The organism is Peribacillus deserti (assembly GCF_016909175.1).
GTDB lineage: Bacteria > Bacillota > Bacilli > Bacillales > DSM-1321 > Paraperibacillus > Paraperibacillus deserti.
The window spans coordinates 42,856-68,639 of sequence record NZ_JAFBFI010000018.1 but is presented as its reverse complement, the minus strand read 5'-3'; the positions used below and the strand labels follow the sequence as shown (position 1 = coordinate 68,639).

Sequence of the window (25,784 nt, the reverse complement as noted above, 5' to 3'; positions counted from 1 at the left end):
ACTGCCAGGGGCGTGGAAGAGTATCTTTTTTGCAATTTTTTTCTAAACCTTGCTCATTATGTAAAGGTCATGGGAAAAAAGTCACTACCCTCAATAAACAATTTTAAACCCCATTTCCCTATTTTTTTCCCATTTATAAGAAAAAAACACATTTTTTGTGACTTTTTTCTCTTTTTTTCATCGAATTTCGTAGTATAGTAGAAATAGCTTCCAAAAAGATAGAATTCTACTATATATGGAAAAAAGAGGTGAGTGTAATAAAGAGAATACTTTCGGTCATTTTATTAAGCTGCATTGTCTTCGCAAATCTACTCTTCGTCAATGAGAACCCGAGTGAGGCAGCAGGTCTCCAGAATGCAAAAGTGACTGCAAGCATTCTAAATGTGAGATCTACTCCTACTACTAAAGCACCTATCCTATGGAAGCTGTCAAAAGGGCAGCAAGTTCAAATCACTCAGACTGGAAACGGCTGGTCAAAAATTCGTTATCCAAACAAAAAGGATGGCTGGGTATCTAGTTCTTATCTATCCATTACTAAGCCTGCTGCAGTTGCCGCTGCTGCAACAAAAACACTGTATGTTACTGCCACTAGCCTAAATCTTCGAAAATCTGCAACCATCAATTCGTCATCTGTTACACTGCTCAAAAAAGATGCAAAAGTTACAGAGACGTATAGAAGCGGAAGCTGGTCAAAGATTAAATACAATAGCTACACCGGCTATGTGTCAAATAAATATCTGACAACCAAAGCGCCTGTTTCTGCAGCTAAGAAGCCGGCAGCCGTAGTTGCTGTAAACCCGAAAACACTATATGTAAGTGCAAGCAGCCTGAATCTTAGAAAAGCAGCAACCGTTAATTCTGCATCTTTAACTACTTTAAGTAAAAATACTAAAGTATCGGAAGTCTCCCGCAGCGGAAGCTGGTCAAAGATTACATACAAAAGCTACACTGGCTTTGTATCAAACAAATATTTGACTTCTACAGTTCCAGCATCACCAAAGCCTTCAACGCCCGTATCAACTCCTGTGCCAGCACAGACTTCAGGCAGTACAGAATATGTAAAGATTGTTAAGAATGACGTGAATCTGCGCAGCGGTCCTGGAGAGAAGTACAGCATCTTGAAGACAGCGGATACTGGAGAAAAATTCCGTAAGACTAGTGCAGCATCCGGCTGGATCCAGATTGAACTGCCAGACAAACGTAAAGCCTGGGTAGCGGATTGGCTGATCACGTATAATGTTTCAAATACACGCGGCCTAAAAGGGAAAACCATTGTTCTTGATGCCGGCCATGGCGGAACAGATCCCGGAGCAATAGGTAATGATAAGAAAACTTTTGAAAAAAACCTGACTCTTAAAATGGTTCAGCAAACGGCAGCTCTTTTAAAAGGTTCCGGTGCAAATGTGATACTTACAAGAAGCTCGGATACTTATCCATCTCTTGACGCCAGAGTAAATTTGGCTGAAAAATATCGAGCTGATGCATTTATTAGTGTCCATTATAATTCTGAAAGTAAACATAGCGCCAATGGAATAGAAACATACTATTACTCTGCCAGTAAAGATAAGAAATTAGCAGATACTCTTCATTCAAAAATAGTTAAAGCTTCTGGTATGAAAGACCGCGAAGTAAGACAGAATAGTTTTCGCGTAATTAGCACAAACAATAGACCTGCAGTCTTATTGGAATTAGGCTTTATTTCTAACAGCTCAGATTTGAGCAAAATTAAGACAGAAAAATTCCAGAATGATGTGTCTATGGCAATTTACGAAGGTCTAAAAACTTATTTCAACTGATATTTAACCCCTTAAAGCATCATGCTTAAGGGGTTTTTATTCTTTATTATACATCCTCAACAACAGCAATAAAGCAAACGATATGAGAACAATCATCAGCACCCAGGACCAGGCCAGTTCTTCATTGCCTGATTCCATAGCAATATATATAGCAGTGGGAACTGTCTGCGTCTCTCCTGGGATATTTCCTGCAAACATTAACGTTGCCCCGAACTCACCCAACCCCCTTGCAAAGCTTAATGTGACCCCGGCAATCAGCGATTTAACTGCAAGTGGCAGGGTGATTTTTGTAAAAACTCTCCATTCCCCTGCCCCATCCACTCTGGCAGCATTTTCAATATCATCATCAATACTTTCAAATCCGGTCCGAGCTGATTGATACATAAGTGGAAAGGCTACTACTGCTGAAGCAATTACGGCTGCCCACCAGGTAAACACAATTGGATGATTAAATAATTTTTCAATGAGGATTCCGCCAGTTCCGCTTCGGCCAAAGAAAATAATAAGCAAAAACCCGATTACGGTTGGAGGCAGAACCAATGGTAGAATCATAATTGTTTCTACAACGGCAAAACCTCTAAACCGCCTGTTCGCCATCATTTTAGCAGCAGCTGTTCCTAAAACAAAAACAATTCCTAAGGAAACCAGGCTGATTTTGAGAGAAAGCAGTACCGGCTCCCAAAAATTTATAACTGAATTCATTTTTTACCTCGTATCGTATACCCATTCTTTTCAAATACTCTGGCCGCTTCCTTGCTTGTTAAGAAAGAAAGAAAGTCCCGAGCAGCCTCTTTATTTTTTGATCTATTTATTATTCCAAATTGATACACTATTTCTGAATGCATCCCGTTTTCCGCTTCTGTAACCAAGGATATATTTTCTGATGATAAAGCATCCGTTCTATATACAATCCCCGCATCTACATTACCTGTTTCTACATATGTAAGAACCTGCCTGACATCCTTGGCAAATACCATTTTCCCTTCCACTTCGTTCCAAATTCCAGCACTCTGCAAAGTTTCTTTCGCGTACGTTCCAGCCGGTACTGTTTCTGGGACTCCAATGGATATCTTCTTAATTTCTGGTTTTATCAAACTCTTGAAACTATCTGGATACACACTTCTTCCTTGAGGCATAATCAAAACTAGGGAATTTCCTATAAATGCTTCTGTGTCCTTTCGCCTTATCTGCCCTTCATCTATTAAGTGTTCTATTTCATCTGATGATGCCGAAAGAAACAAATCGACAGGGGCACCGTTAGAGATTTGGCTCTTTAAGGAGCCTGAACCCCCAAAGTTAAATCTGATTTTTGTATTTTTGTCAGAAGCTTTATATTTCTGCTCTAATTCAGCAAGAACCTTCTGCAGACTGGAAGCGGCAGAAACAGTAAGCCCAGCCCCTTTTTCAGATGCTTGCTTATTAGAAACATTTGAACTGCAGCTGCTTCCTGCGAAAACAACGCTGACTAATAAAAGTAACATGGCGAATTTTTTTCCCATTGGATGAAGTTCCTTTCATTATGTATACCCTATTATAATGGAAATCTCCTGTTTGTTCTCATATTTTGTTAGGAAAAAAAAGAACGGCCTCTGTGAAGGCCGCTCTTAACTCGTTAGAAATATTTCTTTTTCCAGAATATTAAGGTAGTTATAGCTGACAGAAATACAGCAAAGCACATTGTAATCACAAAAGCATATGGACTTTTCTCAAAAGGCAGTGCTACATTCATGCCATAAAAGCTTGCAACCATGGTAGGAAATGACAAGATGATCGTAATGGAAGTTAAAAATTTCATAACAATATTTAAATTGTTAGATATGATGGATGCAAAAGCGTCCATCATACCGCTTAAAATGGAGCTATAAGTATCCGCCATTTCAATAGCCTGAGTATTTTCAATAATAACATCCTCCAGCAGCTCTTTATCCTCTTCATACATCTTCAAATGATTCAGCCGAAGCATTTTTTCTAATACAATTTTATTAGATTTAAGTGAAGTAGTAAAATACACTAAGCTTTTTTCCAGTGAAAGAAAAGTGTAAAGCTCTTTATTCTTCATGGACTGATGCAATTCCCTCTCGGCTTCATCTGTCTTTTTATTAATCTGCTTTAAATAACGAAGATAGTAAGACGAAATAACAAAGAGAATCTGAAGGGCAAACCTTGTTTTCTTATAAGTAAAGAAACCCTTTATCTTATTATTCTTAAAGTCTGATAAAATGGGAGTTTCCTTAAGGGATACGGTAATAAAGCACTCATCATTAATGATCATTCCTATTGGAATCGTCTCATAAATAGGAAAACCCGCCTCATCATGTGTGATATAAGGGAAATCAACAATAATGAGTACATTCCCGTCCTCTTTCTCAATCCTGGACCGCTCTTCATCATCCAAGGCATCCTTAAAAAAATCAACTGGTATATTTAATCTGCTGGATACAAGCCTGATTTCTTCTGCATTCGGAGAAAGCATATTAATCCAGCAGCCCTTTGTAATTTCTGTTATCGATTCAAATGTGTTGTTTTCGCTGGTCTTAAAAAATTCAATCATGTTTGCTGTCCTCCTCATTTTATCGTGAGGAAGCAGCTGTACCTTTTAAAGAGCTGACATATTTGTAATAATCACTCCCGCTTGCTAAAAAGATAAAGCAGGCTTCCTCTAGTAAACTGTCCGAATCAGGTTCATTGGAACCGTGGCTATTCAAAAAGTATCAACTCCTTTATTGTCAGTTTAATTATCTTATACGATTGCTGCTGAAATGTGCACCTTCTTACCACTGCTAAATGCCTTGGATGTTTGTGCAGGACAACTAAGCCAGCGACTCCAAACAGAGACCTATAAAAAGTCCCTTTTCATTCTTGGCCGTTTTATTAATAAACCGCCCAGCAGATTTTTATAGGCACCATATTACAGATCAAGTGTTTTTCTCCCGTTCAAGAAGAATACTTATACATGACCAAAACAAGTCCATCTCATTCAGCTACCTAAAAAATTATTCTCCTCCCCCTAAAAAAAGCAATGGCCATCAGCTTTTAAGCAAAAATAAAAAGAGCATGAAAGATTCATGCTCTAAAAAAAGGAGAAACACTTTTATTATTAGTAGTTGCTTACATTTTCTTCATACGTTTGTGGATAGTCAGGTTTGACTCCATCAAGCAATAGATCTAACTTTTCAAGCATTTCGTTGATGTCACTCAAAGTGATTTTTTCATAGTTCGCTGACATGGGAAATCCCTCCTAGTATTAAATCGTTTCGCTCACCCTGGAATCGGTTGAATGAAAAAGACAAGTCTGTAAACCGACTTGTCTTTATTCTTTGATTTAATTATAAGGTCTTCCCCATGACTTTTGTATTGGGAAAATCTTCGTGTGTTTCTTAAACTGGAGGTTGAATTACTTCAATTTTCATAGGTGAAATAACTTTAGGTGCAGAAGTATGATTTCCTAAATTTGAAAAGCCAACAGCTCCTACAAGAACAACTCCTAATACAAAACTACAAATTAATTTTCTCATTTTAATGCTCCTTTCTTAGACAAATCACTATATTGTATATAATAATCAAGCGATTTTTTCGCATCACCTGTTTCTGTAAATCTTTCAGCTAACTTTAACGCAACTTCACGGGCTTCAGAAAACAGACTATTATCTATATAGTAAGAATACACTATATTTTCTAAATATGCATAGTATTTTGGTTGGGAAAATAATTGATATTTATACATATTAGCTGCAATGATATATTTTTTATGCTGTTTTTTATCACACATAGTTAAAACATCATCTATTATTTTTCCAATTTCATTTTTATCTTCATTCAGCTTGATTAAAGTCTCAATAAGTCCAAGTTTATTAATAATATCTTCTAGACTTCCTCTGGGGAAATGTCCTTTACATTCCAATAAAAACTCTCTTGCCTTCTTATAATCTCCCATTTCAGTAAGCATAGCTGAATAATTATATAGAACTTGATAATAAAGAACTTTTTTATGTAGTAGTCTCGTAACTCTAATTAAGCTGCGATAAATTTCAGAAGCTTCTTTATACATTTCAAGCCTCATATAACCAATTCCTAATAGCATTTTTGTATGAATTATTCTAACAAAGTTATTTTCATTTTGGTATATGTTTAAGGCCTTATTAGCATGTATGATTGAAGACTCAGGATCATTTAGAATACTTGCACAAAGTGCAGTTTGGTAATATAATTCTCCATTAAAAGTAATTGCTTCTGCCGGATTATATGTCATTAAAGTAACAAACTGATCATTGGCCTCAATTATCTTATTTTCTTTTACAAAAGCTAATCCTACCATAAATGAAGCAAGCAAACTTTCAAATGGGGAAAAACTATTATTAAGTTTTTCAATTACCTTTTGTGTCTGGTTCATTTTCTCCTGGTCACTCTTATAAATATAATACTTAAACAGATAAAGATGATACAAATTAATCAAATCTGTCGAAGAAGCAAATTCCTCTTGTTTAATAAGATTTGCATATTGCTTATCTGCCGTATCTAGATCGTAAAAAACCATAGAGTCATAAAATGATTGTAAATCCTCTTTTAGCTCCTCATACTTCTCCTCTTCCTGCTCCATGTTCACATTCAGCTTTTTTAGAAGAAGTTCAACCGTTTCGGCATTTCCATCATAACTATTATTTTCGATTTTGCTCAGATGGGAGATGGAACAAATATCCTGCGCCAATTCGGACTGAGTCAGGTGATTTTTTAGGCGGTAATATTTAATAATGGACCCTAGCTTCATAACGTTCCTTCCATTTCCTATCATAGTATATATATTTTACTATATATACTGTAAGCTTCCAAAGGTTTTTGTTTTTGTTTACGCTGCTTCCTTGTGCTGTCCCTTGCTTCATTTTATTCTCACTAGGGAATATAGATGACGGTCTTTGCGAAAATAGGTATATTTCACTATACAAAAAAGCATGTCCGGATTTATATTATGCGGCACATGCTTTTTTGTTTTAATTTTGTATGATTATGAATTTCTTAGCTTGCTGTGGTATCTTCCATATACAAAGTAGACTACGATACCAATAAGGATCCATATTACAAATGCGATCCAGGTTGTAGATGGTAATTGTAAGGCAAGATATCCACAGAAAAGGAAGGCTAAAATCGGAATGACAGGTACAAACGGTACGCGGAAGCCTGTCTTTGGTTGTTGTTTGTTACGTCTTAAGTATAAAATTCCCACCGATACTGTCATAAAAGCAAAGAGGGTACCAATGTTAGTTAGTTCAGCCAGCTTACCCAATGGTACAACTCCTGCAAAAAAAGATACAATTGCACAAGTGATCCATGAGTTAACAACTGGCGTATTTTTCTTCTTGCTCACTTTAGATAACACACTCGGCAATAATCCATCACGGCTGATCGCGTAAAACAGTCGAGTCTGGCCATACATCATAACTAATAATACGGTTGTGATACCCGTGATAGCCCCGAGAGAGATGAAGCCGGCTACCCAATCCTGGTTAATGTAATTTAAAGCAAAAGCAACAGGATTTTTCACGTTTAATTGATCATAAGGAACAATTCCTGTCAGTATTAAAGAAACGATGATATATAAAACTGTACAAACCGCCAATGAAGAAATAATTCCTATCGGCATATTTTTTTGTGGATTGCGGACCTCTTCAGCCGCTGTTGATACTGCATCGAATCCAATATAAGCAAAGAATACAGTTGCCGCTCCGGTTGCCACACCATCAAAACCAAATGGCATAAATGGAGTCCAGTTATCTGGTTTCACATACCATACACCTACAGCAATAAACAATATAACTACTGCCAGCTTGATTAATACCATGACTGTATTAAACTTAGCTGATTTTTTGACACCTTGAGTTAAAAGAAGAGTTATAAAAAAGACTATAATAATAGCAGGCAAATCAATATAAGTTCCTTCTTTAGGGTTATAAGCGCTTGATAATGCATGTGGAAAATGCAGCCCAAATCCGCCTATCAATCCCTGAAAATAACCTGACCAGCCGCTGGCAACCGCTGAAGAGGCAAATCCATATTCAAGCAGCAGATCCCATCCTAAAACCCAGGCAATCAGCTCGCCAAATGTTGCGTAGCTGTAAGTATAAGCACTCCCAGAGACTGGAACAGTTGATGCAAACTCTGCATAACAAAGTGCGGCAAATACACAGGCAAGCCCTGACATAATAAAAGAGATTACTAGTGCAGGCCCTGCATGTTCCGCAGCAGCTACCCCTGTTAATACAAATATTCCCGTACCAATAATGGCACCAATTCCAAGCATTGTTAAATCAAAACCGCCAAGTTCTTTTTTTAACTGTACATCTTTTTGTTCTGTTTCCCTGATTAAAGCGTCAATTGATTTTCTTCTAAACAGATTACTCATAAATCCTCCTAGAAACTTTCTTGATATAATTTAATTTAATCTATTATTCACTTAAAATCAACAAATATCCTCAAGATTCTGAATATTTCTACATAAAAACTTAACAAAAGTTATTCATATCCAGCAAAATAACAGGTCTAAATTTTCTTCGTTAAAAAACAAATAATATTATGCCCTTTTCAACGAAAGGCATCTGTAATTAAATGTTTTTATTTCAACAGTCAGGGAAAAGTGAAATAAACCATATTTGAAGGGAGTTTTGTATACAATGAATCATTCAGAAAAAGATAAGATATTAGCTGAAAGAAATGATAAAGAAAAGGCATTTAGAGACAGCCAGGAAAAGCAGCTGGAACGTGATCAAATTTTGATGCCTGTGGATGACCTTCCCCTTGAAGATATCCGGGAAGAGTACCAAGAAGAACGTGATGGTGAGAAGTCTAAGGACGAATCCTCCAGCGAGAAAAAGCTGCTTCATGGGATGAATATAAAAAACGATCTTCCTGAATAAAATAAGCTCTAATCAAAAAGAATAGCCACTCTAATGAGTGGCTATTCTTCATTCATTATTCATTTACTCGTTTTTCCGGGTATGAATAATCATAATCAGCAGGATTGATTTTCTTAAAACCATCTGGCTGATAGAATCTTAACAGATCTCCGTACACAACTTTATCTGACAATTCTAGCTCGGAATTAGCTTTATCTCCAAATGCTTTACATGCTTCCCCGTCAATAACCTCACCTGTTGTGTTGTCATAGCACTTTCCATCAACTTCAGTAAATTGAGGAGTAACGAAGTCTCCATTTCTAAATGGAACGATTTGCTCAAAGTCATTTGAAAGAATGTCAGAGCCGAATTCTAAATAATCTTTTGTATCGATACCTAATAGATGCATAACCGTTGGACGAACATCTACATCACCGCTAAATTTATCAATGGCATTGCCCTGGACACCAGGAACGTGTATGAAAAATGGTACGCGCTGAAGCTGCGTATTTTCAAAATTAGTGATTTCCTTGCCCATAACCTCCGACATAGCGTCATTATGGTTTTCAGAGATACCATAATGGTCACCATACATGACCACCATCGTATTATCATACAAGCCAGAAGCTTTTAAGTCAGAAAAGAATTGCTGAAGCGCCTGATCCATATAATGAGCTGTTTGGAAGTACTGGTTAACTACTTTATCATCCGTTTTAGCTGCTGGGAAAGTTATATCTTCAGGATCCATATTGAATGGGAAATGGTTGGATAAAGTAATGAATTTTCCATAAAACGGCTGCTGTAATCCTTGCATCAACGGAATAGACTCTTTGAAAAACGGTTTATCTTCCATACCGTAGTTAATGGTATTTTCTTCTGACATATTATAGTAGTTAGCATCAAAGAACTTGTCATAACCAAAAGATTTATACATTTCTTCACGGTTCCAGAAAGTTTTATAATTGCCATGGAAAACCGCTGAAGTGTAACCCTTTGTTTTTAATATACCTGGCAGGGCCTGGTAAGTGTTTTGTGCTTTCGTTGTAAATACAGCACCCTGTGGAAGTGGATATAATGAGTTTTCCATCATGAATTCGGCATCAGAAGTTTTCCCCTGCCCAGTTTGATGGAAAAAGTTCTTAAAGTAAAAAGTGTTTTTATCTCTTGTAAGAGAGTTCAAGAATGGAGTTACTTCCTGGCCTTCCAATTTATAATCAATGATGAAGCTTTGCAGGGACTCCAATGAAATGTAAACAACATTCATTCCTTCAGCCTTGCCAAAGTATTTCTCATTTGGTTCAGCATAGCTTGATTTGATATTATTCTCTACTTCAGTAATTTGGTCACTGTCAGCAAGCGCACGCTGTGCAGAAGACTTTGTGCTTTGGATCATATCATAAATAGTATAATTATAGGTTCCTAAATATTTCACAAGATAATTTCTATCAAATGTTCTTGTTAATAACTCAGGGCGGTCTGTTTCAGCCAGTCCTAAATTGATAAGAAAAACCAATACTGCAGAAGCAAATACTCCTAAAACTGTACGTGCTTTTAGCTTTTCTTCAGTAGCCGGCTTAACCTTTTTAAACACTAATAAAAGAATGAGTATAATCGTATCCAGGAAATAAAAAATATCCGCAGGATGAATTAAAGCGGCAATACTATTTCCCAGGTCTCCCGCATTGTTCTTAGTCTGAGTAAGAACTGGAAGGGTAATAAAGTCATTAAAGAAACGGTAATATGCAATATTTGCATATAAAATGAACGATAATACAAAGTTGATCGTGATTAATATCCGGTTTCTTGCTCGTCCCTTACGAAGCAAAGCAAATGCAAAGAAAAAGAGACCTGAGCTGATTGGATTTATAAATAATAAAAATTCTTGTATGTCATTGCTGATTCCCAAGTTGAATTCATTCTTATATGCTGCGTATGTTTTAATCCAAAATAGAAAAACTGCTAAATAGAAAAAGGAAAGTTTGTTATTGTACAACTTACTCCCTATCTTCTTCATGCTTTCCATTCAGAACATCCTTTCTAATTTTACCGCACAAAATTTTTGAGTCATTTTTTTAACAATACTCAATTATAACTCTTTTTCACATTCCGTCAAGACCACATTAACAATTCATTAACAATCGCTTCACAATACACTATGCTATGCTATGAGCTGGATTATAAATTATGACTATATTTTATGAGTAGATTATCTTTTACTGTGTAGTTTATTACCCAGAGGCTAAAGACAGGTAGACCCTGTATTCACTTACCGAATCATTTTACTGTATGTTTCTTAATATTTCCTTAACATTTTTTTTACACTGATTCATTATATCTTCTTTTTACCAAAAAGTCATATGCCAAAAAGCACAAAAAAAAGCAGCTAAGCTGCTTTCATACAATTTATCGGTAGGCTATTCCAAGTACCGCTGCTAAAACGATAATAAAAGGGATCCAAAGAATAGTATGTTTTTTTTCTTTTCTTTTACGGACAATAAGCATTTCCATAAGACCAATGAGGATAATGGCAAGTAAACCTTTGACAAAATAAATTCCAGGATATTGCCCCATTATGAGCATTCCAATCCCGCTTCCCAGCATAACTATGTAGAAAAGTCTTTGAAGCATAAGAGAAATTTTTTGTTTGTTCATAAAATAGCTGATCAAGAAAAGGATGATCAGGATAGCCCATGAGGAAGCATGAGTGTGATGCAAGCCTGTTAACATTTTTAATGACGCTCCTTTAACAATGTCTATTTTGGTTCTGAGTGATAACAAACACTATCACTATTATAGCAACTCTATGTTGATAATAAAAATTAAGTTTATGAACTCGTTCTTAATATTTTGCAGTGTTGTTCACAAGTTCGCTATAATTTGAAAGTTTCCACCGCTCTATCCTGTATGTAAAAGTCCATTTTTTATGAAGTATTCCAAAAAACGACGAGTTTCTTCCTATTATACATATAAAGCGGTATTATATAATTCTGAAAACTGACTTGAAACCTATATCCTTTAGTTACAACTAAATTAAAAACTCTTTTAATCTTTAGTGGAGCAGCGGCCTTTAAGAGTGTTGGGTCAACTAATGGCCTGGTAGAGGATTCCGCCGATATTTGTTTTCGAACTATGCACTTTTGCGGTCTGCCTAAAAAACCACCCTCTATAAAGGATGGTTTTTAGTCATGCAGCGAAAGTGCTACTTCTTTAATTTTACTAAATAGCTTTTCATCCACATCGAATAAGATCTCTCTTGCTGCCTCCCATGCTGTCTCTTCTGCTTTTCTTATTAGTGCTCTGGACTGGTGATCATCACTGTCATTTAAACGGTCTGCCAATTCTTGAAGTTCTTCATCCATTGCATGGCCAATTTCATGAGCAAGTACTATAGCATAATAATTTAAAAAATCGGTAACATTGCCAAACAGCATATGACACTGCTCTTTAACGGTTTCAATATACATGGTAATCGATCTTGTTCCAAGATTATACTTACCCCCTACCAGCCTTCCATCGGGGAAACGATTCTCTAATAATACAGGTATATTTTTACCGCTTCTAATTATTAATTCAGAAGTAATTTCTTCAATAGAATGGTTAGTCATTTCACACTTCCAATATCATTTTAATAAATGAGTTTTATTTTATATTCTATATCGGAATAATTCAAGATGTTTTTAACACATACCTATTTTAGATATATGCGATTCTAAACCAAAATTTTCCTAGTAAATTTTGGAATATTTTTAAAGTTTAAAATATTATAGTCAGGCTATATATAGTACTGTAAGGCAAACTATTATGAAGGAGTGGATTAGAATGGCAAAAGAAAAAAATGAAAAAATGACTGTAGAAGAGGCAGGCCGAATGGGCGGTGAAGCTACGTCAAATAATCATGACAAAGAATTTTACCAGGAAATCGGCCGCAAAGGTGGAGAAGCCACATCCGAAAATCATGATAAAGAGTTTTACCAGGAAATAGGGCGTAAAGGCGGAGAAGCGACTTCCAACAACCACGACAAAGAATTTTATCAGGAAATTGGCGAAAAGGGCGGAGAAGCCCGAAATAACAATAAAAACAACAACAATAATAACTAGTATTTTTTTATCGAGAACCTAGCTATATTTTCCTAGCTTCTCCATAATAAAGTGTTCTTAAAACATTCAGGTGCTAGGGCAAACAGTGATGCAAATAAATTTATTTAAAAAAGGACATAGAATATTTAATAGAGTTCGCGCTGGAGAAGCCTTGAAGCAGCAGAAGGATAGATTCTACCCAAACAGATACTTTCATTTGAGAAGAACCTAGATCTTTTTTCCTAGCTTCTTAGCTAATTAAACTAAGTTATATATTTTTAAAACAAACATGATAAAAAGGAGTGTTTGGAATGGCCAATAACAAGGATCGTAAAATGACTACTGAAGAAGCAGGACGTTTAGGTGGAGAAGCAACCTCTAAGAATCATGACAAAGAATTTTATCAGGAAATAGGAAAAAAAGGCGGAGAAGCTACTTCTGAAAACCATGACAAGGAATTTTATCAGGAAATTGGCCGTAAAGGCGGGGAAGCTACTTCTGAAAACCATGGTCGTGAATTCTATGAAGAAATAGGAGAAAAAGGCGGCAACGCAAGGAACAATAACAATAACAATAACAATAAAGGATAATTATTACACGTATAAAATATAGCGGTACCCTTTTAAATAAATCTTTAAGGAACAGGAGTGTTTAATTTGGCAAATGATAATAACAAAAAAATGACTGTAGAAGAAGCTGGCCGTAAGGGTGGAGAGGCTACATCGAGAAATCACGATAAAGAATTTTACCAGGAAATTGGCAAGAAAGGCGGAGAAGCTACTTCCGAAAACCATGACAAGGAGTTTTATCAAGAAATTGGGGAAAAAGGCGGAGAAGCCCGAAATAACCAAAATAATAATTGAGATTAAGATTATTATAGAAAAGAAAGCACCTGAACTGGTGCTTTCTTTTTATTTAAATTGGCACAATTCCAAGTGGATTGACGGCATGTGTTTTATTTTGATTCCAGGGGCCATTATGCAATTCAAAGTGCAGATGCTGGCCACGGGATTCGCCAGTATTCCCCATTATCCCAATCTGCTGTCCTTTCGCAACAACCTGTCCAGAACCGGCGGATCTTGCCTTCAGATGCGCATATACTGTGGTGAATATTTTCCCATTAATGGAATGGGTAATAAAAATCACATTTCCATAGCTCGAAGAAAAATATGATTTACTCACTACTCCATCTGCTGCCGCAACAATTGCAATATTAGATCCAGAATTAGCAATATCTATCCCCATATGATTCTCCCCGCCCCGCTGTCCAAAATTAGACGACAAAATTCCATTAGCTGGAGAAGTGAATGTTCCGCTCGAAATACTTGGCCTTAAAGCAAAGCCAGGCTGGGCAAATTGATTTGCCTGATCAGCTGCCCGCTTTCGTGCAGTCTCCAAATCCGCTAGGCGTTGTTTCTCTAGATTAATAGCCTGCTGAATAGCTGCAGCCTGGGCCGATAAAAGTTCTTCTTCCTCTTTAAGATTCATCTTATGGCTATGTGTTTCTTGTTCTTGCTGTATCAGCTTATGCATTAATACTTTTTTGCTGGCTTTATGGCGTGTTTGTTCAGCTTGGAGATTTGTAAGATCATTAAGCATTGTTTGCAGACCGCTTAATTCTTTTTCCAGTACCTCTTCACTTTCTTCTAAACTAGCTTTATCTTTTTCCTGCTGATGGATAATGTCTCTATCAGCCTGCATAATTGTAGATACCGCTGAAATGCGTTCGATAAAATCACCAAAGTTTTGTGAACCCAGAAGGACTTCTAAGTATTCAACATTCCCGCCATTTTGCTGCATGGCGCGGGCACGTTCCTTTAGAAGCTCCTCTCTTTTGTTAATTCTTTCTTTTATAACTAGTATTTCTTCGTTGAGTTTTTTAACCTGGATTCTAGTTTTTTCAATGGCCGCTGATTTTTCTTCTATCTTTTTAGTTGTTTCTTTCATTCTGCTATTCAAGGCTTCTATTTCTTTAATTAAGTTTCTTTGCTGGCTTTGAAGCTTTATGATCTTATTCTCCGCTGCATGTATTCCTGATTGAACATGTGACCGCTGCAGATTTATTTTATTTTTCTTCGTTTGCATGTCTGTAAGTTTTGCTGCTTGAACAGACGGAACTGTTAATAAAGTTCCAAGACCTAGAATTGCTGCCGTGATTAATGCGACTATTTTCTTCAATCTTTTCCCCTGCCTATTTTCATAGTTATCTTTTTCTTCAAAATCTGCCATTTCATATTATAATATTGGATAAATTGACATCTTTACCCAAAATACATGACTATTATACCACTTAATTCACCACGAAATGTTTCATTTATATTTCAATTTAGTCGAATAGGTTACACTATCTCCGTACAGACAAAAAAAATCACAGCCAATTAGCTGTGATTTCGACTGCTATGAACAACCAGAAAATATATGATGAGCAACCTTATAACCCATCCGCATATTTATTTTTTAAATTCATTTTCATGATTACATTTTGATAAATCCCTATAGATGCCATGAGGAGAATTAAGGATGATCCTCCATAGCTGATAAACGGAAGCGTTATTCCAGTTATCGGAAGAAGACCAGTCGCTCCTCCTAAATTTATTAATACCTGTATGCCAATCATGGAGGATATTCCAATCAAAAGCAGACTTCCAAAAGCATCCTTACATCTTGCTGCCAGCAGGAACCCTCTTAGTACGATAAAGCCAAGACCGCCAATTACAATGGCTACCCCAAAGAATCCAAGCTCTTCAGCAATAATGGAGATGATAAAATCGGTGTGAGATTCAGGCAGGTATCCGTACTTTTGAACACTCTGGCCGAGCCCTAATCCCTTCACACCTCCTGATCCGATTGCAAGAAGAGAATTAGCAAGATGATACCCTTCATCTTTTTCAGTCTTAAAGGGCTCATTCAGACCGGTAAATCGGGAAACTCTCTCTTCTGAAACCACTGTCGAGAAATTGCCTGTAATGACAACTAACAGCCCGATAAGCGCAATCGCCATAGCAAAAATAGCCCCAAGCTTTGAAAGACTTTTCAGAGACATGCCGGAAGACATTAGGATTGCTCCCGCTATTAATAGAATGATAATAACATTTCCATAGTCTGGCTGAATCGCAATAAAAAAACAAATAGTAGATAGAAAGATCATGGTCGGCATAACAGCCTTGTCTATATTATTAATACGGTCTTGTCTTTTTGAATAGATGGCCGACAAATATATAATGACGGCAAGCTTTGCCGCTTCTGCTGGCTGCAAATTAAAGCCGCCTAATACAAGCCAGCTCTGGGCATTTCCTGCTGTATGGCCTGCGAGGAAAACCAGCAGAAGCAATCCGCATGTGCCCCCCATCATTGTAAGTAGAAATCTTGGGTGCTTATAAAGCTGATACGGAAAAAACATTGTTAAGAGCATGACAGCAAACGAGATGATAAAAGCAATTTTCTGCCTCTGATAAAAGTGGTCGTCGGCAAGTCCCCAGCGCGCTACTGCGGTGATCATACTTGAACTGTAGACCATTAATATTCCAAATAAACATAAGACGACAACAGTAAAAAATACCGGATAGTCGTAAGCTTTTAATATTTTCTTTAACATTAACCTTTTCTTCCTTCTCATAGTTCTAGTAAATTATTAAGGTCAAAAACAACAATTGTATTGTCCTTATATTACCACAAATTATATGTATTTATTTATTACATTTTTATTATATGAAATAACGAATATATGAATAAAACCGCTGCTTATTGCAGCGGTGCCCATTGCCTCGTTCTATTATTCTCCCTGATAGTCTTCCTTAATTTTATTTCCGTCAGGATTATCGCCCATTTTTTCGTATAAATCTTTATTCCCTAAGGGATGATCCTCTGTATTGCTGTCCTTGTTCATTTCTGCAGCGTACTCATGGCCAGGCTTACTGGATGTGTTCTGTCCCGTACTATCTTTGGCAGCTTCATAAAATGGTTTCGACATATTCATCCACTCTCCTTTTTTCTCTTCTCTCTACTTTTAACCCTTTCGTTAGTTTTTCAAACAGCATTCATACATATGTAAAGTTTCTGTAATCACAGTGATTTCGTCTTGTTTCTTGAACGCCTGCGATAGTAAAACACAGCTGCAGCCAGCCCTATTGATAGGAATGCCAGTATTAGCTTATCTTTTAAATCCCATTGAAGCACTGCTTTTACAGTAAGAGCCTCAATAATCAGGGCAGGAATTTTCCCCATGGTACTTGCGAGCGCAAAGCCAAGCATACTGACTTTGCTCGCTGCCCCGGCAAGTGTTACTGCGCCTGAAGGGACAAACGGAAAAATCCTTAGTGCAAGAATCAGCAAAAACGCCTCTGTCCCCTTTGTAGACTGAAGCTTATTAATGAGGATTTGACCAGATGTAATCGTAATCCTCTTGATTCCTTTTCTATAAATATAGAAACTTATTATAGCTCCCAATGCTTCTCCAGCTATTGAGAGAAAAAGCCCCTGGCTAAATCCAAAGAATGTAATATTCGCCGCGGTTAAAAATACACTGGGAACTACACCTAAAATACTGATTAAAACATTCATTAACATACTAATTAAATAGGCAAATAAACCACTTTCTTTGAACCAGCTGACAAGTATCTCTTTCATTTTAGCACCCTATAATTAATAAAATGTACTTCATTATCATACCACACTGGCTGCAGCAATTAAGCCTGCTCTTTAGAAGATTGAGAATACATGGTATAGAAAACCTGCCTGATAGAGGAAACATTCAAAATAATTTATAATAAAAACGGACACTATTGCGGTTTGCTTAAGGAGGTAAAGAATGAATCATATTAAATGGCGTTCCTTGTTGGAAATTCTGCTTGTTTCAACTAGACTGGGGCTCACTTCCTTTGGCGGCCCCATTGCCCATATTGGATATTTTCACGAAGAATATGTACGAAGAAGAAAATGGCTGGATGAACGGAGTTATGCTGATTTGGTGGCATTATGCCAATTCCTGCCTGGCCCTGCAAGCAGCCAGGTTGGTATCGGAATAGGAGTAATCCGCGGCGGCGTTCTAGGAGGAATATTCGCTTTTATTGGCTTCACACTACCATCAGTAATTGCTCTTATATTATTCGCGTACATGCTTAAGGATCTTGAATTTACTGACGCTGGATGGATACATGGATTAAAGATTGTTGCAGTAGTTGTTGTCGCCCATGCAATCATGGGGATGGCGCAGAAACTTACCCCTAGGCTGACGGGAAAATCTATCGCTCTATTTGCATTGATTGCAGTCCTTTTATCGCAAACAGCCTTTACACAGGTGGGTGTTATCTTATTATCTGGATTAATTGGTTATTTTGTATTTACTACAAAACAAAAAGAAACCGAATCTATTCAAACGACAGTTCCCGTTTCCCGTAAATTAGGCTTGTATTGTTTAATTCTATTTGCAGGGCTGCTCATGGTTCTTCCGATATTAAAAGGTACATTTCCAGCCAGCTGGATTTCTTTATTCGATAGTTTTTATCGGTCGGGTTCGTTAGTGTTCGGAGGCGGCCATGTAGTTTTGCCTTTGCTTGAGCGGGAATTCGTTCCAGTAGGCTGGCTGGACAAGGAGTCATTTCTTGCTGGGTATGGCGCTACTCAAGCTGTACCAGGTCCATTATTTACATTTGCTGCCTATATTGGAGCCGTAATAGGCGGATGGCAGGCTGGTTTATTAGCTGCTTTTGCCATATTTCTGCCCGCTTTTCTTCTCGTTTTAGGCGCATTGCCTTTTTGGCAGTCAATGCGGCTTAACTCTAAAATACGAGGAGCACTAACCGGAGTGAATGCTGCAGTTGTAGGCATATTACTTGCTGCATTTTATCATCCAATATGGACGAGTTCCATTTTAACATCCATCGATTTTGCTTTTGCAGCGGTTTTATTCAGCATGCTTGCCTTTTGGAAGCTGCCATCCTGGGTCATTGTATTAGTGGGAGCAATTGGCGGATGGGCTCTAGCGTTGTTTTAATTTAGTCCCACATGTCAGCGGCTGGTACTAGGGATATGGACATCCCGCCAGCCCTGAACAAGCTGGCTTTGTTTCACTATTTTTGATTCAGTATTATACTGCCTAACATTATAGATCTATTACAGCGTGTTTCTGTGTATAATTTTTTTAAATAATAGACTAAACCTTAGGAAAATCCACCTAAATAAGCATACAAAAAACACTGGCAATTTATTCTGCCAGTGTTTTCTGTATTAGAAAGGAACAATACCTATCGGGTTTACAGCATTAGACTTGGCTGCATTCCAGGCTCCATTATGCAGTTCAAAATGCAAATGCTGTCCGGTTGATTGCCCTGTGTTTCCCATTACACCGATCTGCTGTCCTTTCGCCACTACCTGCCCGGTGCTCACTCCGTAATTTTGCAGATGAGCATAAACAGTGGTATAAACCTGTCCATTTATAGAGTGAGAAATAAATACTACATTTCCGTAACTGCTTGATTGGTATGCACGGCTTACGACTCCATCTGCTGCCGATACCACTGGCACGTAGCCGCCGCTTGCTATATCCACACCCATATGGGTTGTCCCCCATCTTGCTCCATAGTTAGACGACAGAACTCCTGCTGCTGGTCTCGTAAAACTGCCTCCAGAAATAACTGGAGAAGGAGCTGAAGCCTGCTGTTTCTGCACTTGTACACGTTCACGCCTAGGAGCAGGAGCCTGCTGTTTCCGTACGGCAATTTCCCGCTTAGGTGCCTGATAGGAGCCCGCCCTGGCAGGTTGTTTTATCTCGACAGACTTTTCTCTGGATTTAGCTTCAGCTTCTTGTTGAGCTTTTGCTCTTTGCTGCTCTTTAGCAGCTGCTGCCGCTCTCTGCCTTGCCTCTTCCGCAGCACGCTTCCTTGCCTCTTCTAATTCCGCCTGCCGTTTTGTCTCTAAATTAATGGCCTGCTGAATGGATGATTCCTGTGCAGATAATAACTCTTCTTGCTCTCTCAGATCCATCTCGTGAGCATGTTCTTCTTTTTCTTCAGTTTTTAGTTTTTTCATCAACTCTGTTAATTGTACGATCTGCTGCTTTTGCTTAGTCTTCATTTGTTGGAGCTCATCCATCATTTTCTCTAGATTAGCTAATTTAGTCTCAACCATTTTTTGGTCATATTCTAGTTTTTGTTTATCTGCCTCCTGCTGACGCAGAATTTCTTGGTCGGCCTCCATGATCGCCGCTACAGCGCTGACACGCTCTATGAAATTCCCAAAGCTTTTAGAGTCAAGCAGCACTTCAAGATAATCTGCATTTCCCCCGCTTTCCTGCATAGAACGGGCACGCTCTTTCAACAATTGCTCACGCTGCTCCATCCGCTCTTTAATTACGATAATTTCTTTTTTCAGTTCTTCCACTTCAAGGTTCGTCTGTTGTATTTGTTTAGACTTTTCATTAATCTCCACGGTAGTTTTATTTATTAATTCAGTAAGATTTTGAATTCTAACGGAAACTGATGCCTGCTTTCCTTTAAGGTTTGATATCTCAGTTTTAGAACGGTTTATGTGAGATTCAACCTCTTGGCGTTTCTGCTGAACCTGGTGTTTTTTATCTTCCATTTGGTTTATAGTAGAAGCTTGGACAGGCTGGACGATACTTAATGCGCCTAACCCGGCAGCTAATGAAACGTGTAAAATGATATTTTTCTTCAACATGTTCCCCTCTATCCCTGGTGTGTTTTTCTCTCTATTATAAAAATTAACGAAGTTAACTATTTGAACGTGTTTCTTTTGTGCAGGCTCATTATAGCAAATATTTATCTTGAAAAAGTTACAGTTATGTTTCAAAGTTATTAAAAAATGCATGTAAAGGTTTAAAATGGATATAATTTGGTTTTGCTTTCATGATTGCTAATTTAATGATCTTTCAATATGTAAGAAATTCTAGAGGCAAAAAAGTAATGCAACATCTAAAGGCGAGGTCGCAGAAAAGAACTAAGGGAGGCTTTGTTTTCACAAAGCCTCCCTTAAGCTAAATCATATGATCTGGTGCAAGCTGACACTCAAAGGTGCCCTTCTCGATTTGAATTGTAGCATGCTCAATTCCATAGCTGTCGTGCAGCTCCCTGACGGCTCGAGCGATCAGAGCATCATTATCACTCGTTTCGGTTCTCACAAGATGTACAGTTAACACTGCCTCTGTTGTGCTCATGGGCCAGATGTGTAAATCATGGACATCTACTACCCCTGGAAGGTTTACTAGATATGCTTTTACTTTTTTCAGATCTATTCCCTCCGGAACAGCATCAAGGGATAAGTTAACAGATTCACGCAATAAGCTCCATGTGCCAATTAGGATGACTGCTGCTATTGCTAGGCTTACCACAGGATCAAGCCACTGCCATTCTGTCCATATTATAATCACTCCTGCCGCAACTACCCCAAGCGAAACAAGAGCATCGGCTGCCATATGCATAAATGCGCCGCGTATATTTAAATCTTTTTTTCTGCCTGACATAAATAGCAAAGCTGTTGTGCCATTTATAACAATACCTATAAGAGCTACTATAATTACAGTGCCTCCCTGGACAGGTGCTGGAGAGGAAAATCTGCCTATCGCTTCCCAGGCAATCGCTCCTATAGCAACGAGCAGGAAAATGGCATTAAAGAGAGCTGCCATAATGGAACTTTTCTTTAATCCATATGTCCGTTTATCAGAGGGCGCTTTCTTTCCGAGCCATACGGCAATCCATGCTATGATCAATCCCAGAACATCACTAAGATTGTGGCCCGCGTCAGCAAGTAAAGCGAGTGAGTCCCCTAAAATCCCGTAGATGACTTCAACCACAATAAAAATGGAGTTCAATATGATTCCGAATCCAAAAGCAAATCCATAATTCGCAGGCGCATGGTGATGTCCATGATGATTATGAGAGTGCCCCATACCCTCACTCCTTTATATGAATATATGTTCATATATATATTATGTACGAAAGTACAGATATGTGCCATTATCTTTTACCCTAACGTACCTATCTCATTCGTCCTTTTTGAGCTAAAAAGAAGAACGCCAATCATTACGCAGAAATTCCATTTTTTACAAAAAAGAGGGTGCCAGACTATACTGGCACCCTTATACACATACAATCTAATTATTTCAGCCATTTTACAGCTGTAATGGCTGTACCTTTACCAACTGCCGAATCAATCGAAAAATCATCCATCAGTCTTTTTACGCCAGGTACTCCAGCACCTAATCCTCCTGATGTGGAATAACCGTCTTCTAACACTTTTCTAATGTCCGCTATACCAGGGCCTTGATCTACCGCTGATATTTTTATTCCTTTTTTATTGCCGTCATGAATTTCTTCTATGGATATATCTCCTGATCCTGCATAAAGATAGATGTTCCTTGCTAACTCAGATATGGCAGTCGTGATTCTTACCTGGTCAACAGTTCCAAAGGCAATCTTCTTGGAAATTTCTCTGCCCTTTTGCCGTGCCTGTACAATATCTAATTCATGCTGAATATGAACCGTGTCTTTATTCATCATCAATCACAGCATTCCTTAATAGTTCAATTCCTTTTTCCAGGTCAAGCGCTGTCATTATATTAGGAAGACTGATTCCTAACTCAATTAAAGTAATAGCTACGGCTGGCTGTATTCCTGTTATCACAACTTTTGCTCCCATTAATTCTGCCATACTTACCATATCCCCAAGGACTTTAGCAATAAATGAGTCAATAATATCTAAAGAAGTCAAATCCAGAACCACTCCCCCGGCACCTGTAACATGAATCTTTTGTAGTAAATCCTCCTTCAGCATTAACGCACTTTGATCATCAAGTACAACTTGTATTGAAACGAGCAGCATATCGTTTAACTTCAGTATTGGAATTCTCATTTTCTGGCCCCCATGCAAAACAAACTTACCGATCCAAATCTAAAAAATAAAATAAAAAAAGCCAAAGAGAGGTCTTTAACACTCTCTTTGGCTTATGTCTAGTTCCGTGGCCTAGCTCATTTCTACCATCTATATATGATTGTTAAAAAATCGTTTAATTTCATCTGCGATAAACTGTAAATGGAATTACTAAAAAGAGAATATAGGAATCTAATTCTCTATTAAATTCACATATTATTTAAATGCCGAAAAAGAGACATAGCTTAAGAACCGAGCTTAGTATCTTAGTTCCATCATTCATTATACCTTATTTCAGGGCTAATTTCAAGAATAGTTCTTCATTTTACAGTTCAAGGAAATCCTATTTATTACTATTTACTCAAAAAATCAAAGGCATAATGTGTATTGTCGGCACCTTTTAAAACAGCTATTCGGTGATGGTGGAATCTTTCTGTTATCTATCATGTTTTTTCAAATAAAAGATGAAACACATAAATTGTCACGCGACATCCAGAAAATAAATTAGAAACAGTGTAAGAATTATATGCAGTTTCACACGTTTCTTAGATAAAAAAAGGGCTTCCATTTATCGAATGGAAGCCGCTTTCGGTTATTTATCTTTTAAGCGAAGCAGCCGCAGGCTGTTTAAGGTTACTAATATAGTTGCACCCATATCAGCAAAAATAGCAATCCAGAGCGTTAACCACCCCGGAATAACGAGGAGAAGGGCAAATAATTTAATGCCAATCGAAAACGTGATATTTTGCTTTATGATCATTAGTGCTTTACGGCTTAGCCGAATGGTAAATGGCAGTTTACTTAGATCATCGCCCATAAGAGCTACATCGGCTGTCTCGAGGGCGGTGTCAGTCCCTGCCCCTCCCATGGCAATTCCCACAGTTGATGCAGCAAGTGCAGGGGCGTCATTGACACCATCTCCTACCATGGCTGCCCGGTTATAATCTTTGCGTAATGCTTTAATAAATACTAGCTTATCTTGAGGAAGCAATTCCGCTTTAAAGGAGGACACGCCCACTTTCTGACTAATCGCCTTTGCTGTGCCGATGTTGTCACCTGTAAGCATGAATGTTTTTTCAATACCAAGTGTATGAAGCTGTGAGATTACAGAACGGCTGTTTTCTCTTACTTCATCCGCTACGGCTATCAGGCCTGCCACCCCAAGAGAAGTTCCAAGGACCATTACGGTTTTGCCCTGGTATTGTAATTCCTCAATCCCCTCTTTAATATCTGCAGGAAGATCTTTCTTTATTACTTCTGCTATATATGCCGGACTGCCTGCATGGTACCACTCTCCATTTATGATCCCTTTAATGCCTCTTCCGGTTAGAGAAGAAAACTGTTCAACCGGGATAGATTTATAGAGAATACCCTCCTGCTCAGCCTTTTTCATTATAGATGATGCAAGCGGATGCTGAGATCGGTTTTCCAGCGCTGTGAGTATGGCAAACATTTCATTTTCACTGCAGCCTTCTTCAATAACTATAAAGTCAGTCACCACCGGAACTCCTTTTGTTAATGTGCCCGTTTTATCAAAGGCAATGGCTTTAAGTGAACCCATCTCTTCTAGAAAGACCCCCCCCTTAATAAGCACACCCTTTTTGGCTGCATGACCAATCGCTGTTACGATTGCAACAGGAGTTGAGATAACAAGGGCGCATGGACACCCTACTACTAGAACGGACAAGCCCTGATAAACCCAAGTACTCCAGGAAGCATCAAAAAAAAGAGGAGGAAGAACGGCTGCCAAAAAAGCAATGACTATAATAATCGGTGTATAATACCTGGCAAACTTCTCTATGAACGCTTGGGAAGGAGCCCGTTCAGCCTGGGCTTCTTCTACAAGGTGAATAATCTTGGAGATTGTAGTATCCTCTACACGTCTAGTCACAATGACTTCCAGTAATCCTTCTTCATTTAGCGTGCCGGCAAACACTTCATCATTTACCCCTTTTTCAACTGGTACTGATTCTCCTGTAATGGCTGCCTGGTTAACAGAAGATATTCCGCTTTGCACCATTCCATCCATGGCAATCTTTTGTCCAGGCTTTACAATCATCACATCACCGATTTGAATATCATTTACCTGCACTAAAACTTCTTTTCCATTTCGGCGGACAAGTGCTTCTTTTGGAGCAATATCCATGAGAGAACGGATCGACTGGCGGGCTTTTTGCATGGAATATGACTCCAATACCTCACTGATGGCAAAGAGAATAACAACAACGGCCCCTTCACTCCATTCTCCAATGATAGCTGCCCCAATGATGGCGATCGTCATTAAAGTCTTCATATCAAATTCAAGGTGAATCAGGTTTTTCAGTCCTACTTTAAAAAGAGAAAATCCCCCTATAACAATCCCAGCCCCAAAAGCCATTATGGATTGTGAACTGCCTTCTCCATACAAGGATTGAGACAGGTATCCCATTAACACAAAAAATAATGAAACCAATATATGTGAATGCTGTTTCAAAAAAGATTCCTGCTGAATGTTTATTCCTTCTTTTTCAGGAGCAATCTTGATATTTTCAAAAGCACCTGCTCTTTCTATTTCTTCAACTGAAGCCGTTCCGTAAACAGTGAGTTTTAAGGCTCCAAAGTTTACCTTAGCCTCCTCTACTCCTTCAATTTTTTGGACATTTTTTTCAAATTTATTGGCACATCCTGTACATGAGAAATTAGAAACTCGATAAACTTGTCTTGAAGCTTCAGACACGGACTTTTCCCTCCTCCTGGTGTGCAAAGGCAATGTGGATTATTTGCTTAACATGATCGTCATCAAGGGAGTAATAAACCATTTTGCCGCGCTTTTCATATTTAGCTAATCCCAAATTGTAAAGAAGCCGAAGATGGTGGGAAGCAGCCGCGGTAGAAGCTCCAATAATATTTGCAGCGTCACAAACACACAATTCCTCTTCAAGTGAAAGCGCATAAGCAATCTTAATGCGGTTATCATCTGCCAATGCTTTAAAAATGGAAGCTACATCCCTTGTTTTCTTTTGTTTCAGCTTCTCTTTTACTCTTGTAACTGTGTCCTCATGAACACAGGTAACTTCACAAACATTTTTTTCAGCCAAAGTTCTCACCTCATTATATTCAAACATTCTTTTGACTATTAGTATATGAAATTATCAGAAAACGGTCA

Annotated in this window: 26 protein-coding genes and 1 pseudogene; 6 read left to right on the top strand and 21 right to left on the bottom strand. The window is 38.0% G+C overall.

Going from position 1 to position 25,784, the window contains the following annotated elements; genetic code table 11:
* Positions 1-248: 248 nt before the first annotated feature.
* Positions 249-1,796 (top strand): N-acetylmuramoyl-L-alanine amidase, encoded by a 1,548-nt coding sequence (locus JOC77_RS21760; RefSeq protein ID WP_204545822.1) that lies wholly within the window; start codon positions 249-251, stop codon positions 1,794-1,796.
* Between the two features lie 36 nt (positions 1,797-1,832).
* Here JOC77_RS21760 and modB read toward each other — a convergent pair whose 3' ends face one another.
* The 8 genes from modB to JOC77_RS17145 all read right to left on the bottom strand — a co-directional run bounded on the left by modB (position 1,833) and on the right by JOC77_RS17145 (position 8,190).
* Positions 1,833-2,498 (bottom strand): molybdate ABC transporter permease subunit, encoded by a 666-nt coding sequence (gene modB / locus JOC77_RS17170; RefSeq protein ID WP_204545819.1) that lies wholly within the window; start codon positions 2,496-2,498, stop codon positions 1,833-1,835.
* Complete coding sequence (gene modA / locus JOC77_RS17165; protein ID WP_239558856.1) at positions 2,495-3,295, bottom strand: molybdate ABC transporter substrate-binding protein; 801 nt, start codon at positions 3,293-3,295, stop codon at positions 2,495-2,497. Before modA ends, modB begins: the two co-directional genes overlap by 4 nt.
* A gap of 113 nt (positions 3,296-3,408) precedes the next feature.
* Positions 3,409-4,347: a magnesium transporter CorA family protein gene (locus JOC77_RS17160; protein WP_204545808.1), complete on the bottom strand. Its 939-nt coding sequence runs from the start codon at positions 4,345-4,347 to the stop codon at positions 3,409-3,411.
* 19 nt (positions 4,348-4,366) lie between these two features.
* Entirely contained in the window at positions 4,367-4,501 is a 135-nt protein-coding gene (locus JOC77_RS21650) for a hypothetical protein (protein WP_275585089.1), read from the bottom strand.
* Positions 4,502-4,893: 392 nt separating this feature from the next.
* On the bottom strand, positions 4,894-5,022 hold the full coding sequence (locus JOC77_RS21645; RefSeq protein ID WP_275585088.1) for a hypothetical protein: 129 nt from the start codon (positions 5,020-5,022) through the stop codon (positions 4,894-4,896).
* A 151-nt stretch (positions 5,023-5,173) separates the two neighbouring features.
* A complete protein-coding gene (locus JOC77_RS17155; RefSeq protein ID WP_204545805.1) occupies positions 5,174-5,311 on the bottom strand; it encodes a hypothetical protein in 138 nt (45 codons plus the stop codon).
* Complete coding sequence (locus JOC77_RS17150) at positions 5,308-6,561, bottom strand: helix-turn-helix domain-containing protein (RefSeq protein ID WP_204545803.1); 1,254 nt, start codon at positions 6,559-6,561, stop codon at positions 5,308-5,310. The genes JOC77_RS17155 and JOC77_RS17150 overlap by 4 nt, the downstream gene beginning before the upstream one ends.
* Before the next feature lie 234 nt (positions 6,562-6,795).
* Entirely contained in the window at positions 6,796-8,190 is a 1,395-nt protein-coding gene (locus tag JOC77_RS17145) for a branched-chain amino acid transporter BcaP (protein ID WP_204545801.1), read from the bottom strand.
* A gap of 268 nt (positions 8,191-8,458) precedes the next feature.
* Between JOC77_RS17145 and JOC77_RS17140 the strand changes: the two genes are divergently transcribed.
* Positions 8,459-8,701, top strand: coding sequence for a hypothetical protein (locus JOC77_RS17140; RefSeq protein ID WP_204545799.1), 243 nt, complete (start codon positions 8,459-8,461; stop codon positions 8,699-8,701).
* Positions 8,702-8,756: 55 nt separating this feature from the next.
* On the opposite strand, the gene ltaS is transcribed toward JOC77_RS17140, so the two are convergent.
* From ltaS to JOC77_RS17125, 3 genes are all read right to left on the bottom strand, one after another.
* Positions 8,757-10,703: a lipoteichoic acid synthase gene (gene ltaS / locus JOC77_RS17135; RefSeq protein WP_204545797.1), complete on the bottom strand. Its 1,947-nt coding sequence runs from the start codon at positions 10,701-10,703 to the stop codon at positions 8,757-8,759.
* Between the two features lie 380 nt (positions 10,704-11,083).
* Positions 11,084-11,407 (bottom strand): DUF1516 family protein, encoded by a 324-nt coding sequence (locus JOC77_RS17130; protein WP_204545795.1) that lies wholly within the window; start codon positions 11,405-11,407, stop codon positions 11,084-11,086.
* A gap of 452 nt (positions 11,408-11,859) precedes the next feature.
* Positions 11,860-12,285, bottom strand: coding sequence for a hypothetical protein (locus JOC77_RS17125; protein WP_204545793.1), 426 nt, complete (start codon positions 12,283-12,285; stop codon positions 11,860-11,862).
* A gap of 214 nt (positions 12,286-12,499) precedes the next feature.
* Between JOC77_RS17125 and JOC77_RS17120 the strand changes: the two genes are divergently transcribed.
* From JOC77_RS17120 to JOC77_RS21390, 3 genes and pseudogenes are all read left to right on the top strand, one after another.
* Positions 12,500-12,778, top strand: coding sequence for a KGG domain-containing protein (locus JOC77_RS17120; protein ID WP_204545790.1), 279 nt, complete (start codon positions 12,500-12,502; stop codon positions 12,776-12,778).
* Between the two features lie 290 nt (positions 12,779-13,068).
* On the top strand, positions 13,069-13,347 hold the full coding sequence (locus JOC77_RS21395) for a KGG domain-containing protein (protein ID WP_239558855.1): 279 nt from the start codon (positions 13,069-13,071) through the stop codon (positions 13,345-13,347).
* A 90-nt stretch (positions 13,348-13,437) separates the two neighbouring features.
* Positions 13,438-13,614 (top strand): annotated as a pseudogene (locus JOC77_RS21390) (KGG domain-containing protein); the annotation flags it as partial.
* Between the two features lie 58 nt (positions 13,615-13,672).
* On the opposite strand, the gene JOC77_RS17110 reads toward JOC77_RS21390, so the two are convergent.
* From JOC77_RS17110 to JOC77_RS17095, 4 genes are all read right to left on the bottom strand, one after another.
* Positions 13,673-14,935 carry a murein hydrolase activator EnvC family protein gene (locus JOC77_RS17110; RefSeq protein WP_239558853.1) on the bottom strand — a complete coding sequence of 421 codons (1,263 nt, stop codon included), beginning with the start codon at positions 14,933-14,935 and terminating at the stop codon, positions 13,673-13,675.
* A 253-nt stretch (positions 14,936-15,188) separates the two neighbouring features.
* A complete protein-coding gene (locus JOC77_RS17105) occupies positions 15,189-16,352 on the bottom strand; it encodes an FtsW/RodA/SpoVE family cell cycle protein (RefSeq protein ID WP_204545783.1) in 1,164 nt (387 codons plus the stop codon).
* Positions 16,353-16,529: 177 nt separating this feature from the next.
* Complete coding sequence (locus tag JOC77_RS17100; RefSeq protein WP_204545780.1) at positions 16,530-16,727, bottom strand: hypothetical protein; 198 nt, start codon at positions 16,725-16,727, stop codon at positions 16,530-16,532.
* Positions 16,728-16,819: 92 nt separating this feature from the next.
* Positions 16,820-17,383, bottom strand: coding sequence for a TVP38/TMEM64 family protein (locus tag JOC77_RS17095; protein WP_204545777.1), 564 nt, complete (start codon positions 17,381-17,383; stop codon positions 16,820-16,822).
* Between the two features lie 181 nt (positions 17,384-17,564).
* On the opposite strand from JOC77_RS17095, the gene chrA reads away from it, so the two are divergent.
* Entirely contained in the window at positions 17,565-18,749 is a 1,185-nt protein-coding gene (chrA, locus tag JOC77_RS17090; RefSeq protein ID WP_204545774.1) for a chromate efflux transporter, read from the top strand.
* A 233-nt stretch (positions 18,750-18,982) separates the two neighbouring features.
* On the opposite strand, the gene JOC77_RS17085 is transcribed toward chrA, so the two are convergent.
* From JOC77_RS17085 to JOC77_RS17060, 6 genes are all read right to left on the bottom strand, one after another.
* Positions 18,983-20,431 (bottom strand): murein hydrolase activator EnvC family protein, encoded by a 1,449-nt coding sequence (locus JOC77_RS17085; RefSeq protein WP_204545771.1) that lies wholly within the window; start codon positions 20,429-20,431, stop codon positions 18,983-18,985.
* Positions 20,432-20,747: 316 nt separating this feature from the next.
* Positions 20,748-21,659: a cation diffusion facilitator family transporter gene (locus JOC77_RS17080; RefSeq protein WP_204545769.1), complete on the bottom strand. Its 912-nt coding sequence runs from the start codon at positions 21,657-21,659 to the stop codon at positions 20,748-20,750.
* A gap of 208 nt (positions 21,660-21,867) precedes the next feature.
* A complete protein-coding gene (locus tag JOC77_RS17075; RefSeq protein ID WP_204545935.1) occupies positions 21,868-22,269 on the bottom strand; it encodes an anti-sigma regulatory factor in 402 nt (133 codons plus the stop codon).
* A complete protein-coding gene (locus JOC77_RS17070) occupies positions 22,259-22,621 on the bottom strand; it encodes an STAS domain-containing protein (RefSeq protein ID WP_204545767.1) in 363 nt (120 codons plus the stop codon). Before JOC77_RS17070 ends, JOC77_RS17075 begins: the two co-directional genes overlap by 11 nt.
* A gap of 610 nt (positions 22,622-23,231) precedes the next feature.
* Positions 23,232-25,355 (bottom strand): heavy metal translocating P-type ATPase, encoded by a 2,124-nt coding sequence (locus JOC77_RS17065; protein WP_377337570.1) that lies wholly within the window; start codon positions 25,353-25,355, stop codon positions 23,232-23,234.
* On the bottom strand, positions 25,348-25,716 hold the full coding sequence (locus tag JOC77_RS17060) for an ArsR/SmtB family transcription factor (protein WP_204545765.1): 369 nt from the start codon (positions 25,714-25,716) through the stop codon (positions 25,348-25,350). Before JOC77_RS17060 ends, JOC77_RS17065 begins: the two co-directional genes overlap by 8 nt.
* Positions 25,717-25,784: the final 68 nt, after the last annotated feature.

Coding starts and splice junctions, on each gene's coding strand:
- modB (WP_204545819.1), bottom strand. CDS start 2,498: ATGAATTCAGTTATAAATTTTTGGGAGCCGGTACTGCTTTCTCTCAAA.
- modA (WP_239558856.1), bottom strand. CDS start 3,295: ATGGGAAAAAAATTCGCCATGTTACTTTTATTAGTCAGCGTTGTTTTC.
- JOC77_RS17160 (WP_204545808.1), bottom strand. CDS start 4,347: ATGATTGAATTTTTTAAGACCAGCGAAAACAACACATTTGAATCGATA.
- JOC77_RS21645 (WP_275585088.1), bottom strand. CDS start 5,022: ATGTCAGCGAACTATGAAAAAATCACTTTGAGTGACATCAACGAAATG.
- JOC77_RS17155 (WP_204545805.1), bottom strand. CDS start 5,311: ATGAGAAAATTAATTTGTAGTTTTGTATTAGGAGTTGTTCTTGTAGGA.
- JOC77_RS17150 (WP_204545803.1), bottom strand. CDS start 6,561: ATGAAGCTAGGGTCCATTATTAAATATTACCGCCTAAAAAATCACCTG.
- JOC77_RS17145 (WP_204545801.1), bottom strand. CDS start 8,190: ATGAGTAATCTGTTTAGAAGAAAATCAATTGACGCTTTAATCAGGGAA.
- JOC77_RS17140 (WP_204545799.1), top strand. CDS start 8,459: ATGAATCATTCAGAAAAAGATAAGATATTAGCTGAAAGAAATGATAAA.
- ltaS (WP_204545797.1), bottom strand. CDS start 10,703: ATGGAAAGCATGAAGAAGATAGGGAGTAAGTTGTACAATAACAAACTT.
- JOC77_RS17130 (WP_204545795.1), bottom strand. CDS start 11,407: ATGTTAACAGGCTTGCATCACACTCATGCTTCCTCATGGGCTATCCTG.
- JOC77_RS17125 (WP_204545793.1), bottom strand. CDS start 12,285: ATGACTAACCATTCTATTGAAGAAATTACTTCTGAATTAATAATTAGA.
- JOC77_RS17120 (WP_204545790.1), top strand. CDS start 12,500: ATGGCAAAAGAAAAAAATGAAAAAATGACTGTAGAAGAGGCAGGCCGA.
- JOC77_RS21395 (WP_239558855.1), top strand. CDS start 13,069: ATGGCCAATAACAAGGATCGTAAAATGACTACTGAAGAAGCAGGACGT.
- JOC77_RS17105 (WP_204545783.1), bottom strand. CDS start 16,352: ATGTTAAAGAAAATATTAAAAGCTTACGACTATCCGGTATTTTTTACT.
- JOC77_RS17100 (WP_204545780.1), bottom strand. CDS start 16,727: ATGTCGAAACCATTTTATGAAGCTGCCAAAGATAGTACGGGACAGAAC.
- JOC77_RS17095 (WP_204545777.1), bottom strand. CDS start 17,383: ATGAAAGAGATACTTGTCAGCTGGTTCAAAGAAAGTGGTTTATTTGCC.
- chrA (WP_204545774.1), top strand. CDS start 17,565: ATGAATCATATTAAATGGCGTTCCTTGTTGGAAATTCTGCTTGTTTCA.
- JOC77_RS17085 (WP_204545771.1), bottom strand. CDS start 20,431: ATGTTGAAGAAAAATATCATTTTACACGTTTCATTAGCTGCCGGGTTA.
- JOC77_RS17080 (WP_204545769.1), bottom strand. CDS start 21,659: ATGGGGCACTCTCATAATCATCATGGACATCACCATGCGCCTGCGAAT.
- JOC77_RS17075 (WP_204545935.1), bottom strand. CDS start 22,269: ATGATGAATAAAGACACGGTTCATATTCAGCATGAATTAGATATTGTA.
- JOC77_RS17070 (WP_204545767.1), bottom strand. CDS start 22,621: ATGAGAATTCCAATACTGAAGTTAAACGATATGCTGCTCGTTTCAATA.